The sequence below is a fragment of the Spelaeicoccus albus genome (assembly GCF_013409065.1).
Lineage (GTDB): Bacteria > Actinomycetota > Actinomycetes > Actinomycetales > Brevibacteriaceae > Spelaeicoccus > Spelaeicoccus albus.
Map to the genome: position 1 here is coordinate 985,312 of NZ_JACBZP010000001.1, position 12,770 is coordinate 998,081.

The following is a 12,770-nucleotide window of genomic DNA, read 5'->3' on the forward strand; positions in this document are numbered from 1 at the left end:
TCGGGCTATCTAGACTCAAACGTAGACAGCCGCAGACAGCAGAATCGGCTCACTGAACTGAACGCCGAACGGGGCCAGTCGACAGGCCCCGTTCGGCAGATCTGGGGGTCGGGGAGTCTCAGCGCTCCGCCGGTTTGTTCTTTGCCCGGGGCCCTTCCGGCTTGCGCCCCTTCGGCTTCTCCAGTGGTGAACGGAACGCGAAATACAGCGCCATGAATCCGAAGACGGCCGGCGCGGCGAGCCCAAAGAAGATGCCGACCGCGCTATTGCTCCCGGGAAGGATGTTGTAGGGGATCAAGATCACGGCGAGAATGTCCCAGGCGATCAGCACAATGCCGATGGTCAACATACCCATTTTGTCGCGACGGCTGATCGGCTTCCATTTATCCCAACTGGCTGCCATTGGATTCTCCTTCCAATACCCTCTTTGCTCGAGTGTAACCCCGTGCGGCGACGTTCGAACGGTGGTGAAAGCAGATCGTTATTGGGGTCGGGTCGGCCCGGCATGCCGACGAGCACGGCCGATCGGACACTATTCAAGTATCTACGCAATAGGCTAGAAAGCCTTAGACAAAGCAATCGGGTACTAGCGTGCAGCCTGCGTCGACCCGTTGAGAGTGTCGAACAAGAAGGTGTAGCTGGCAGCCAGGTAATGCGCCATTTGCTTATTGTCCGAGCCGCCGCCGTGTCCGCCTTCGCGGTTTTCGTACACCCACACATTCGGCACTCCGAGCGCTTGCATGCGCGCCGCCATCTTGCGCGCCTGCACGGGCCCGACCCTGTCGTCGCTCGTCACCGTATAAAACAATGTCGGCGGATAGTCGGTGCCGGCGTGCAAATTGTGATACGGCGAAAACCCGCGGATGAATTCCCAATCCTCCGGCACGTCCGGATCGCCGTATTCGGCTATCCAGCTGGTTCCGGCCGAGAGCTTCGTGTACCGCTTCATGTCCAGCAGGGGCACCCCGCACGAAATGGCGCCGAACAACTGCGGATATGTCGTGAGCATGTTGCCGACCAGCAGGCCCCCATTGCTCCGACCCTCGCACCCGAGCCGTTCCGGCGTCGTGACGCCGCGGGCGACGAGATCGTCGGCGACCGCGGCGAAGTCTTCGTAGGCACGCGGCCGGTTCTCCCGTAGCGCAGCATGGTGCCACTCGGGCCCGTATTCGCCGCCGCCGCGGATGTTTGCGCTGACGTATACACCGCCGCGCGACAGCCACGCTCGCCCGATCGTGCCGCTGTAGGCCGGCACCCTCGAGTTCTCGAAACCGCCGTATCCCGACAGCAGCACCGGCCCGCCGGCCGCGCCGGCCGGCGATACCTGGAAATACGGCACCCGGGTACCGTCCTTCGACGTGGCGAAATGCTGTTCGACGCTCATATCGGATGCATCAAAGAAGTCCGGCGCCGACTTTAACGCCGGCGCCGAGCCGCCGACAGTGCCCAGGTGAAGTGTGGACGGCGTGAGAAACCCGGTCACGATCATCCAGTAATCGTCGGTTTCCTCATCATCGACCCCCGATACCGTGATCGTGCTGAGATCCGGGGCGTCTGCCAGCTCGGCACGGGACCACCCGTCGTCCGGCGAAAGTACCTCGACCCGCGACGAAACGTCGTGCAACAGGGTGAGCATCAAATAATGACGCGTCCATGCCCAACCCTGCAACGAAGTCTGCGCGTCCGGCGTGAACAGCACCGTCAAATCGCGCGACCCGGCCATGAAATCGTCGAAATCGACTGCCAGAAGTGATCCGGCCGGATACCGACGTCCGCCGACGTCCCAGGCCGAACGCGGACGGACGACGAGCCACTCCCTGTGCACGTCGATGCTCGCGTCGTCCGGCACCTCGATATGCGCGCTGCCCGAGTCGCCGAGCAGATAGGTACGCGACGTGTAGAAATCCCGGGCGCCGTAGACGAAATCGCGCTCGAATCCGGGCGTGTGATCGTGCGCGGCTCCGGCAGTGAGCTGGTCGACCGGCACCTCGATGACGATTTCGGCATCGCCGAGGGCCTGCCCGCGGCGCCACCGGCGCGCTTGACGCGGATAGCTCGACGTCGTCATGGTGCCCGGCCCGAAATCGGACGCGATGAAGAGCGTGTCGGCATCGATCCAGGACGCGTGCGTCTTGGCGGCCGGCACGTCGAATCCGCCCGGGACGAATTGCCTCGTCGGCACGTCGAATTCGCGCAGCGCGACTGCGTCGCCGCCGTCCGGGGAGAGCCGGATCAACGCCCTGTCGTAGTCGGGATAGCGCAACTGGGCGCCGGCGAAGACCCACTCGGCATCCTCGGCCCGACAAAGTTCATCGACGTCGAGCAGGATCTCCCAGTCGGGCTCGTCTTGTCGGTAGCTTTCCGGGGTGGTGCGCCGCCACAGCCCCCGCGGATTGGCTTCGTCGCGCCAGAAGTTGTAGTAATAATCGCCGCGTTTGGCAGGCATCGGGATGCGTCCGGCGCCGTCGAGCACCTCGAGGATGTCGGACTGCATGCTTTCGAACATCGGCCCGGCCAACATCGCTTCGGTGCGCTCGTTCTGCTCCGCGACCCATTCGAGCTGGCGCTCACCGTAGATGTCCTCAAGCCATTGGAACTCGTCATTGTCCGTCATATGACTCATCCTATGGGCGGCATCCGACGGCGCCCTCACCCGCTCTTCAGCCGCTCTTTCGGCGGAATTCCCGCTTGTGGCCGGCAGGGCGCTGCGTGCCGTGCACTTTCGACCGGCCGGGGCCCGCGGACGACGAATCGTGCGCAGGCTGCTCGTGCTTCTTGGCAAGCGCTTCGCGGAATTTGGCCTTGATCTCTTCCGGCGTCTGCCGGTTGGCGGGATCCGGAGTGGTCTCCGGAGTGTCGCGGGGCTGCGGGGAAGCACCCGGATGCGTGTCAGTCATGGCGTCCTCCACGAGTTGACCATTGAACGGTTGTCCATTGAGAGTAGCCCGGTCGCCGTGAAATCGTCGCCTTATTTTCCGCCGGTCCCAAGTGCGGCAAGAAGGCACGGCTGCTGACCGATCGTCCAGGCGTCCACGGCAAGATCGAGCCGGACGACGTCGCCGGCCGCACAGTGCTCATCGGGGCAGCCGGGCATCCGAACGGCGAGCGTGCCGGAGATGACAAGGGCCGCGGCCGGAATGGCGGGGCAATGATCGCTCCGGCGCCAATGGGCAAGGACGGCGCCGGACGGCATCTCGAAGTCGACGACGGCCGCGCGCGATTCGGCGCGCGTTCCCTGCGTCAACTGCGTCACGTGTCACCCCCATCGGACTCTCCCGACAGTAGGACGACGACCGGGCGGAAGGGGCCGGGAACGTCACGAAACGTCACACGCCGAACGGTTCTCGGCGGGGGCAGCGACCGTCAATGCAGGGCGGCGCCGGCGATCTGCACGGGCGCCGACTGCCCTGCCCACGTGGCGGTCAGCGCCGGTTCGATGTCGATCCGGCCCGTGGTGTCGATGACGCGGAAAATGGAAATGTCGATGTCGCCCGCCGAGACGGTCGTGACGGCGCCGTCGGTTTTGGGCGTGACGTCGCGGATCGGGGGCAGTTCGGCGTCCAGGGTTCCGCTGGAATCGATGTGCGCCGTTTCGGGTGCCCGTTCGAGCCCGCCGTTGACGGCGAAGAACTGCTCGGCCTGCGGCATCCTGTCCAAGATCGCTGCCGCAAGCCCTGTCCAATAGGTCGGGTCCCAGGCGGCGTCGTAAATCCAGCGCGTGCCGAGCACCGAATGTTCCATCGTGCCGAGCAGTCCGGGCTCGGCACCGTCCAGCGGGGCACCCCGGTACGACAACGGCACGTGCGCCACCGTGCCGGCCAGCCGGGCCAGGTGCGTCTCCAAGCCGACCTCGCCGTCCGGATCGTCGAACCGGAAGGAGCCGAGGAGCTGCAGATTCGCGTCGTCCGCGGCCGCCGGCATCCATTGCTGCAGCGGGAGCCACCGGGCAATGAGCTCGGCCTTTGTCGGAGATAAGTCGGCCTTGTACATGATCGCCATGGATCCACCCTAAGCGTCGTCCGCTCGGCTTGTCCGAAATGCTGCCGCTCTCGGATTGTTGACAATCGACATCGGACACGAACAAGATTAGTCCATGACCTCTCTCAGCCCCCTTCTCAAGCAAGCCACCCCGGTAGTCGTCGACACGGCCCTGGGCTCCTGGATCAACGCCGACGACGGCAAGCGGTACCTCGATTTCACGTCCGGCATCGGCGTGACGAGCACCGGCCACTGCCATCCGGACGTCGTGGCGGCCGCAAGGGAGCAGACCGGCAAGATCATCCACGCCCAATACACGACGGTGATGCACAAACCGCTGCTCGAACTCACCGAGAAACTCACCGGCGTGCTGCCGGCCGGCCTGGACAGCGTTTATTACGCCAACTCCGGCTCCGAGTCGATCGAAGCATCGATCCGCCTGGCCCGGATGGCCACGGGCCGGCCGAACATCATTGCGTTCCACGGAGGTTTCCACGGCCGCACCGTGGCCGCCGCATCGCTGACGACCGCCGGCACCAAATTCCGGTCCGGCTTTTCGCCCATCATGGGCGGCGTGCAGATTGCGCCGTTCCCGTACGCGTTCCGGTACGGCTGGGACGAGGACACCGCCGTCGACTTCGCCCTCCGTGAGCTCGACTACCTACTGAAATCAATATCCAGCCCGGAGGACACTGCAGGATTCATCATTGAACCCGTGCTTGGCGACGGTGGCTACCTGCCCACGCCGCCGCGGTTCCTCGAAGGAGTGCGCGAGCGCGCCGACCGGATCGGCGCCGTCCTCATCATCGACGAGGTGCAGGCCGGCGTCGGGCGGACCGGCAAATTCTGGGGTCACGAGTACTCGGCCGCGAAGCCCGACATTCTCATCACCGCAAAGGGCCTGGCCAGCGGGTTTCCCATTTCGGCCATGGCTGCCGGCGAGGATCTGATGGCGAAGGGATGGCCCGGGTCGCAAGGCGGCACCTACGGCGGCAATGCCGTCGCCGCTGCGGCAGCCGTGGCCACGCTCGGCGTGGTCGAGCGCGAAGGCCTCGTCGAGAACGCCCGCGTCCGCGGCGACCAGCTGCGCGCCGGCCTGGAGAAACTCCAGGCCTCCCGCCCCTTCATGGGCGACGTGCGCGGTCTCGGGCTGATGCAGGCAGTCGAATTCGTCGATGAAGACGGCGAACCCGATGCGCCCGCCGCGGCAGCCGTCCAACAGGCGGCCGTCGACCAAGGCCTGCTGCTGCTCACCTGTGGGGCGTTGGGCAACGTGGTGCGAATCATCCCGGCGTTGGTGGCGACGGAGGCGGAAATCGATAGCGGCCTGTCGCGATTCGAAGGGGCACTGGACGCCGTCCGCGACGTCTCGCACTAGAAGGGCCACACTGGGTAAATATGAGCGAACTTCTTTCGGCAGCGCCCACGTACCTTGATCGGCTGGCCGGGCAGGGCATCGACGTCGAGACGGGCGCCCGCCGGCTCGCCGAGTACTCGTATGACGCGTCGAATTACCGGATCAAACCGTCCGCCGTGATCTTTCCCCGGACGCCGGACGACGTGGTGGCCGTCGCGCGCGAATGTCACGCCGCCGGCGTGCCCATCGTGTGCCGCGGCGGCGGCACGTCGATGGCCGGCAATGCCGTCGGCTCGGGCGTCGTGCTGGAATTCTCGCGCCATATGAACCGCGTCGATGACATCGACGCCGACGCCCTGAGGGCGCGCGTGCAGCCCGGGATGGTCATCTCGGCGCTGGCGGACGCGGCGTCGGCAGCCACCGGCGGCGCGCTCACGTTCGCCCCGGATCCGTCCAGCCGCACCCGCGCGACGCTGGGCGGCGCCATTGCCAACGACGCCTGCGGCAATCACTCGGTGCGTTACGGCCGCACCACCGACCACGTGATTGCGCTGGATCTGGTGACGGCGGACGGCGTCCGGCTCACTGCCGAGCGCACCGGCGTGCGCGCCACCGATCCGGGCGATGGCCGAGCCGCGGCGCGCGCAGCCGAGCTGACCGAGCAGCTGACTGCGCTGCGAGACGAGAATCTTGCCGACTTCCGGGTGGAACTCGGTCGGATTCAGCGCCAGGTGTCCGGATACCACCTGGACCATTTGCTTCCCGAGCACGGATTTGACGTGGCACGCGCACTTGTCGGCACGGAGGGCACCTGCGCCATAGTGGTCGGCGCCACGGTGCGGCTGGTGCGCTCGCCGGCCGAGAGCAAATTGTTTTGCCTGGGCTACGACGACATCGTCGAGGCCGCTCGCGACGTCGAGCTGCTTCGCGAATTCGACCCGTCGGCCATCGAGGGCATCGACGAGGCGATAGTGAAGACCATGCGCCAGCTGGTCGGCGAGGATTCGGTGACCGGGCTGCCGGCGGGCCACGCTTGGCTGTACGTCGTGCTCGACGGCGACGACGCCGCCCGCATTGACGAGACGGGGCGGGCCATGATGGACCGGCTCGAGGCGGCCGGGCACATGCGCGAGGGTCTCACCATCGAGGACACCGGGCAGCGCGCGCAGCTGTGGCGGGTGCGCACCGAGGGAGCCGGGTACGCCGCGCATCTCTACACCGGCCACGAGGGCTGGCCCGGCTGGGAGGACACGGCTGTCGCGCCGGAGAAGCTGGCCGACTATTTGACCGATTTCCGCGAACTGCTCGCCGAATTCAACATGCCGTGCGTCATGTACGGCCACTTCGGCGCCGGCTGCATGCATACCCGGCTGGCCTTCGAATTGCGCACGGACGCCGGGCGATTGCGGATGCGCGAATTCATGGAGGCAGCGGCCCGGCTCGTTGTGCACCACGGCGGATCGCTGTCGGGTGAACACGGTGACGGCCGTGCCCGCTCGGAGTTGTTGCCCATCATGTATTCGTCGCGGTTGCGCGCGGCGTTCGCGGATTTCAAGCGGATATGGGACCCGGCAGGCCTCCTGAACCCCGGGACCATCGTCGATCCGGACTCGCTCGATGACAACCTCGCCTTGGCCGGCGTTCCCGAACGCGAATGGCGCACCAGCTTCCATTTGGAGGAAATGACGCACGGCCACCGCGTGGATCCGTTCGTGCGCGCCGCGCAAAGTTGCGTGGGCATCGGAAAATGCCGGACGACGTCCGGCGGGGTCATGTGTCCGAGCTACCGGGCCACGCGTGACGAGAAGGACTCGACCCGCGGCCGCGCCCGAGTGCTGCAGGACATGGTGCGCGGCGCGTCCACGCCGGAAGAAGGCTGGAAGTCCGACGAGGTGCGCGATGTGCTCGACCTGTGCCTGTCGTGCAAGGCGTGCTCGACGGACTGCCCGGCCGGCGTCGACATGGCCACGTACAAGTCGGAATTCTTCGACCATTATTACTCCGGCAGGGTCCGCCCGCTTTCGCACTATTCGTTGGGATGGCTTCCGACGTGGCTGAAACTGGCAGGCAAGGTCGCGCCGCTGGTCAACGCCGTGCTCGCCACCCCCGCTGCCAAGGTCGCCGCGCGCGCCGGTGGGCTGACCGACAAGCGACGGATGCCGAAATTCGCGTCGTCCGCGGCATTGCGCCGTGCGCTGGGCAAATCGGCGCTGGGCAAATCGGCGACGAACCGTCATGCCGACACTGTGCTCGTGATCGACTCGTTCACCAAGGGCTTCCGCCCGCACGTGGCCGAATCGGCCAGACGGGTGCTCGGCTCGGCAGGGCGCACCGTCGAGTGCAACGCCGATGCGTGCTGCGGCCTGACGTGGATCTCGACGGGGCAGCTCGACAAGGCCAAGGCGCAGATGCGCCGTGCCGTCAAGACGCTGGACGACGGCACCGACAGGCCGGTCGTCGTGCCCGAGCCCAGTTGCGCGGCGGCCTTCAAAAAAGACATGCCCGAACTTGTGCAGACCGATGCGTCGCGCCGAGTGGCCGGCCGGGTGCGCAGCTTTGCGGCGTATGTCGGCGAACTGGCGGACGGTGGATTTACACCGGAGTGGCGCGAAGGGCGGGCGCCGGAAGCCGTCACCGTGCAAACGCATTGCCACGAGTACTCGGTGTTCGGGGCAAAGACGCAAGAACGCACGCTGAAGTCCATCGGGGTGGGTGCGGTGCGCGAGGCCACCGGCTGCTGCGGCGTAGCCGGCAACTTCGGGTTTGAAAAAGAACACTTCGACGTGTCGGTACAAGTCGCCGAACAAGCGCTCGCCCCGGCGCTGCGCGAGACCGGCCGGCAGACGCCGGTGCTCACCGACGGGTTCAGCTGTCTCATGCAGGTGGACTATCTCGAGCCGAATCGGGTGCCGTTGCATTTGGCCGAACTCATCGACGAGCGAACCACGGATTCCGGGAGGCGGAACTGATGGGCGGAATAGACGTTTTATCGGCCCTGGAAGGCAGGCCGACGTCGGTGCTGATCGCCGACCAGTTGCGCGATCGCATCATCGACGGTTCCTTCCACCCGGGAGAACAAGTCACCGAAGCCCAGCTGGCCGCCCGGCTCGAAGTGTCCCGCGGTCCGGTCCGCGAGGCCCTGCAACGGCTGAGCCAAGAAGGTCTGCTGATCAGCCACCGCAATCGCGGCGTCTTCGTCCTCGACCTCGAACCGGCCGACGTGGCCGAGATCTACTCGGCGCGCGCTGCCGTCGAACTCGGCGCGGCCGAAGACATCCTGGCCGGCGGCGACGAGACAATCGAAGCGGTGTCCGATGCGCTGGCCGGCGTGCTGGAACGAATGCCGGCAGTCGTGGCCGCCAGCGACTGGAAGTCGTTGTCGAGCCTCGACCTCGGATTCCATCAGGCGTTCGTTGCCGGCGCGAACAACTCGCGCTTGATCCGCATCTACGAAACGCTTGCCGCCGAATCACGTATTTGCATGGTCAATCTTGAGGTGTCGTATCCGCGTGCCGACGTGCTGGTATCCGAGCACGAACGCATTCGCGACTTGCTGGTGGCACGCGATCACGGAGAACTTGACCGGGCGATCCGCGCGCACATGTCCAGCGCCGTTCGGGACCTCACGGCGTCCATGCGGGCGCAGCAGAAATCGGCAGGGGAAAGCGCTCCGTGACGGCTCCGTAGTTTAGAGTGAGACACACGACACATTGTCAACAATCGACGACAGATCTTGGGGAGTGAAGCATTGGTGCTGTGGCTAGGGCACACGTACGCGGGCCGGCGGCGTAGCCCATGACGGTCGACGTTCCAGTGCCGGCCATGGAAATCACGGCCGGCGAATATGCGGCGCGGCTGGACGCCGTCCGGCACAAGATGGAAAAGCAGGCTCTGGCGGCGTTGCTCATCACCGATCCCGCCAATTTGTACTACCTGACCGGGTACAACGCGTGGTCGTTTTACACTCCGCAGGTCCTATTCGTGCCGGCCGAGGGTGACCTGATCTTCTTTGCCCGCGAAATGGACGCGAACGGCGCGTTCCGCACCAGTCGGCTGCCCGTGGACCAGATCATCGGCTATCCCGAGACCTACGTCCACCGTCCGCACGTGCACCCGTTCGACTGGGTGGCGTACAAACTGCGCAAACTCGGCCTGATCGCGGCGGCAGCGAGCGGCTACGTCGGCCTCGAAATGGATTCGCAGTTCTTCTCTCCCAAGGCCTACCGGGCACTCTTCAACGCCATCCCGGAATGGAATTTCGTCGATTGCTTCGAACTCGTCAACTGGGTGCGCGTGATCAAATCGCCGGCCGAGATCGAACTGATGCGTGCGGCCGGCAAGGTGTGCACGGCGGCCATGAACACGGCAATCGAACACGTGCGGGTCGGCGCCCGGCAATGTGATGTGGCGGCGGCCATCAGCGCCGCCCAAATGGCCGGCACGTCGGAATTCGGCGGCGACTATCCGGCGATAGTGCCAATGATGCCGACCGGCGTCGAAGCCGACACGCCGCACCTGACCTGGAACGATCGACCGTTCAACGCCGGTCAAGGAGTCGTCATCGAACTTGCCGGCGTGTACCGCCGCTATCACACGCCGCTTGCTCGCACGGTCATGCTGGGCAAGCCCTCGGAGCAGTTGACAAACGTGGCGGACGCCGTCGGCGAGGGCATGACTGCGGTGCTCGAGACCGTGCGCCCCGGCGTCGAGGCCCGAGATCTTGCCAAGGCGTGGAACTGGACGCTTGCGAAGTTCGGTCTGGAGAAACCGTCCCGCATCGGCTATTCGATAGGCGTTGGCTATCCGCCGGACTGGGGCGAACGCACCATCAGCTTGCGCACCGAGGACGAGACCGTCCTCGCCGAAAACATGACATTCCACCTGATCGGCGGAATGTGGATGGACAATTACGGATTCGAGTTGTCGGAATCGATTCGAGTGACGGCGTCCGGCGTCGAACAATTCACCGGATTCCCGCTCGAACTGATCATCAAGGAGGACTGAACATGTCTCAAGTACGGCCGCCGTTGGCCGCCCGCACGGACAATCTGGTCGGATCGATCATTGATTCGTCCACATCGCTGCTGGCCGCGCAAACTCACGACATCGTCAGCTTGGCCATGGGCGCTCCGGCCGATGACGCCGTCCCGCTCGAGACGTTCCGCGAGATCGCCGGCAGCTCGATGGAGCACAGCACCTTGACGTACGGCGCCTCCGAGGGCGAGCCGCGGCTCGTGCGCGAGCTGTTGAATTACCTGTCCACCACGGCCGACCCGACCAGCGAGGACCGGATAGTCATCACGGCCGGCGGCATGCAGGGCCTCGACCTGGCCTGCAAACTGTTCGTCGATCCGGGCGATCTCGTGATCATCGAGAGCCCCACCTACACCAACGGCAGCGCAACGGCACTCAGTTACGGCGCCGATCTGCTTGAAGTGCCGGTCGACACCGACGGGATGGTCGTCGAGCAGCTGCCCGACCTGGTGGCGAAGACCGGCAAGACGCCGACCGCCATCTACACGATCCCGAACTTCCAAAACCCGTCCGGCACCACGCTGTCGGAAGAGCGGCGGCGCCGACTGATCGAGCTGGCGCACGAGTGGGGAGCCGTCATCATCGACGACGACCCGTACGGGCTCTTGCGGTTTGCCGGCGACGACGTGCCGAGCTTCCGGTCGCTCAGCCCGAACGATCCGCTCATCTTCTCGGTGCGCACATTCTCGAAGATCCTGGCGCCGGGCCTGCGCGTCGGATGGGTGGATGTCGATCCGTCCCTGAAGCAGCTGATCATCAACGCCAAGCAGGCGATGGACACGTGCACCAATGTGCCCGCCCAGCACCTGGTGGCCGAATTCATCCGCCGCGGCGGGCTCGACGAACACCTGGCCGGCCTGCGCAGCGGGTACCGGGAACGCAAGAACGCCATGATCGGCTCGATCGACAAATACCTGGGCGACCGGGTGCGCACCACCGATCCGGACGGCGGGTTCTTCCTCTGGGTGACGCTGCAGGGCGACGACAAGGCCACGTCGACGCAGAAACTGTTTGAAACGGCGCTGGCCGAAGGCGTCGCGTTCATTCCGGGCCCGGCCCTGTCCCCGGGCGGGTACTTCGACGACGCCCTGCGCGTGTGCTTCGCCTCGTCGACGCCCGAGCGTATCGACGAAGGCGTGAAAAGGCTGGCGGCGGCCCTCGACCGTGCGGCGGGCGAGCGTGCCTGAGGCCACGCGCCCCGACACTGCGGCGGCAATCGCCGCAGGCATCGATGAAGCGGAGATCGCCGGCCTGGCCTGCGACTTGATCGCTGCGGCCAGTGAGAATCCGGGCGGCACGGAAGCGCACGCCGTCCGCGTTCTTGCCGCGGCGTGCGCCGAGCGCGGTCTCGACGTCAAAACAACCGACGTCGCGCCGGGCCGGCCGAACCTGGTCGCGAGGTTGCCCGGCGGTGACTCTGCCGGCTTGGCGTTTCTCGGGCATTCGGACGTCGTGCCTGCGGGCCCGGGGTGGACGCGCGATCCGTTCGGCCCCGAGATCTCGGGCGGCAGGCTGTACGGCCGCGGGTCGACGGACATGAAGGGCGGCCTCGCCTCGATAGTGGTGGCCATGGGCGCGATCAAAAACGCCGGGATCGAGCTGCCCGGCCCGATCGACTTGATATGCACCGTTGACGAAGAAGACGCCGATCTCGGCGTGCGCGCGTACGTCGAGGGCGTGCTGGCCGCGCCGGACGGGCCGCCGTCCTACGCGGCGTGCATCGTGGCCGAGCCGACGGACTTGGAGACGGTCATCGCCTGCCGCGGTGCCTGCAATCTGGTTATCGACATCGGCGGTGTTGCCGCCCATGCCGGCCGCCCACAGGACGGCGCAAACGCCATCGACGCGGCAGCAAAGGTCATCGGGCTGATTCGGGACGACCACGAGCGGATGACTGCAGCGGCGTCCGGCCTCTTGGGGTCCGGCACGTGGAATGTGGGCCGGATCGACGGCGGTCACGGCACCTCGATAGTTGCCGACTCGTGCACTATTCACGTGGACCGGCGGCTGATGCCCGGCGAAAGCGCGGACGGCGTCCGGGACCGGCTGGCGGACGCGATCCGGCAAGCCGGCATCGACACGGGCGGCATCACGGTGACCGTCGATGTCGAGATGGAAATGCCCGGATTCTCCACCCCGCCGGACCATCACCTTGTCACGTCCGCGGTGGCGGCTTTGGCGGACGGCGCCGGCATCACCAGCGAGATCGGCGGGTGGACCGCGGCGTGCGACGGCGGGTTCATCGCCCGGGATCTCGGCGTGCCCACGATCGTGCTCGGGCCGGGAGGACTGAACGATCAGGCCCACCAACCGGACGAGTCCGTGGCGGTGGACGAATTGGTCAGCGCCGCGCGAGCTTATACGCTATTGGGCTGTGGCACGTACTTCCCCTGAACGGAGT

11 protein-coding genes are annotated in these 12,770 nt (G+C 66.0%); 6 read left to right on the top strand and 5 right to left on the bottom strand.

The window, feature by feature from the left end; genetic code table 11:
• Positions 1–118: 118 nt before the first annotated feature.
• From BJY26_RS04650 to BJY26_RS04670, 5 genes are all read right to left on the bottom strand, one after another.
• Positions 119–403, bottom strand: coding sequence for a hypothetical protein (locus BJY26_RS04650; protein ID WP_179426101.1), 285 nt, complete (start codon positions 401–403; stop codon positions 119–121).
• Between the two features lie 183 nt (positions 404–586).
• Positions 587–2,614 carry a prolyl oligopeptidase family serine peptidase gene (locus tag BJY26_RS04655; protein ID WP_179426103.1) on the bottom strand — a complete coding sequence of 676 codons (2,028 nt, stop codon included), beginning with the start codon at positions 2,612–2,614 and terminating at the stop codon, positions 587–589.
• A 46-nt stretch (positions 2,615–2,660) separates the two neighbouring features.
• Entirely contained in the window at positions 2,661–2,897 is a 237-nt protein-coding gene (locus tag BJY26_RS04660; RefSeq protein WP_179426105.1) for a DUF5302 domain-containing protein, read from the bottom strand.
• Between the two features lie 71 nt (positions 2,898–2,968).
• Positions 2,969–3,253 carry a cupin domain-containing protein gene (locus BJY26_RS04665; RefSeq protein ID WP_179426107.1) on the bottom strand — a complete coding sequence of 95 codons (285 nt, stop codon included), beginning with the start codon at positions 3,251–3,253 and terminating at the stop codon, positions 2,969–2,971.
• Between the two features lie 110 nt (positions 3,254–3,363).
• The gene (locus BJY26_RS04670; protein ID WP_179426109.1) at positions 3,364–3,999 is read right to left on the bottom strand and encodes a CG0192-related protein; all 636 of its coding nucleotides are present in this window, start codon (positions 3,997–3,999) and stop codon (positions 3,364–3,366) included.
• A 94-nt stretch (positions 4,000–4,093) separates the two neighbouring features.
• Here BJY26_RS04670 and BJY26_RS04675 point away from each other — a divergent pair, with 94 nt between their 5' ends.
• From BJY26_RS04675 to BJY26_RS04700, 6 genes are all read left to right on the top strand, one after another.
• Positions 4,094–5,356: an aspartate aminotransferase family protein gene (locus BJY26_RS04675; protein WP_179426111.1), complete on the top strand. Its 1,263-nt coding sequence runs from the start codon at positions 4,094–4,096 to the stop codon at positions 5,354–5,356.
• Between the two features lie 20 nt (positions 5,357–5,376).
• Complete coding sequence (locus BJY26_RS04680) at positions 5,377–8,304, top strand: FAD-binding and (Fe-S)-binding domain-containing protein (RefSeq protein ID WP_179426113.1); 2,928 nt, start codon at positions 5,377–5,379, stop codon at positions 8,302–8,304.
• Positions 8,304–9,011, top strand: coding sequence for a GntR family transcriptional regulator (locus BJY26_RS04685; protein WP_179426115.1), 708 nt, complete (start codon positions 8,304–8,306; stop codon positions 9,009–9,011). Before BJY26_RS04680 ends, BJY26_RS04685 begins: the two co-directional genes overlap by 1 nt.
• 119 nt (positions 9,012–9,130) lie before the next feature.
• A complete protein-coding gene (locus BJY26_RS04690) occupies positions 9,131–10,339 on the top strand; it encodes a M24 family metallopeptidase (RefSeq protein WP_237249101.1) in 1,209 nt (402 codons plus the stop codon).
• 2 nt (positions 10,340–10,341) lie between these two features.
• Positions 10,342–11,556 (top strand): aminotransferase-like domain-containing protein, encoded by a 1,215-nt coding sequence (locus BJY26_RS04695; protein ID WP_179426117.1) that lies wholly within the window; start codon positions 10,342–10,344, stop codon positions 11,554–11,556.
• On the top strand, positions 11,549–12,763 hold the full coding sequence (locus BJY26_RS04700; RefSeq protein WP_179426119.1) for a M20 family metallopeptidase: 1,215 nt from the start codon (positions 11,549–11,551) through the stop codon (positions 12,761–12,763). Before BJY26_RS04695 ends, BJY26_RS04700 begins: the two co-directional genes overlap by 8 nt.
• Positions 12,764–12,770 lie beyond the last annotated feature (7 nt).

Excerpts from the sequence above, each read along its gene's own strand:
- BJY26_RS04650 (WP_179426101.1), bottom strand. The coding sequence starts at position 403 with ATGGCAGCCAGTTGGGATAAATGGAAGCCGATCAGCCGTCGCGACAAA.
- BJY26_RS04655 (WP_179426103.1), bottom strand. The coding sequence starts at position 2,614 with ATGACGGACAATGACGAGTTCCAATGGCTTGAGGACATCTACGGTGAG.
- BJY26_RS04660 (WP_179426105.1), bottom strand. The coding sequence starts at position 2,897 with ATGACTGACACGCATCCGGGTGCTTCCCCGCAGCCCCGCGACACTCCG.
- BJY26_RS04670 (WP_179426109.1), bottom strand. The coding sequence starts at position 3,999 with ATGGCGATCATGTACAAGGCCGACTTATCTCCGACAAAGGCCGAGCTC.
- BJY26_RS04675 (WP_179426111.1), top strand. The coding sequence starts at position 4,094 with ATGACCTCTCTCAGCCCCCTTCTCAAGCAAGCCACCCCGGTAGTCGTC.
- BJY26_RS04680 (WP_179426113.1), top strand. The coding sequence starts at position 5,377 with ATGAGCGAACTTCTTTCGGCAGCGCCCACGTACCTTGATCGGCTGGCC.
- BJY26_RS04685 (WP_179426115.1), top strand. The coding sequence starts at position 8,304 with ATGGGCGGAATAGACGTTTTATCGGCCCTGGAAGGCAGGCCGACGTCG.
- BJY26_RS04690 (WP_237249101.1), top strand. The coding sequence starts at position 9,131 with ATGACGGTCGACGTTCCAGTGCCGGCCATGGAAATCACGGCCGGCGAA.
- BJY26_RS04695 (WP_179426117.1), top strand. The coding sequence starts at position 10,342 with ATGTCTCAAGTACGGCCGCCGTTGGCCGCCCGCACGGACAATCTGGTC.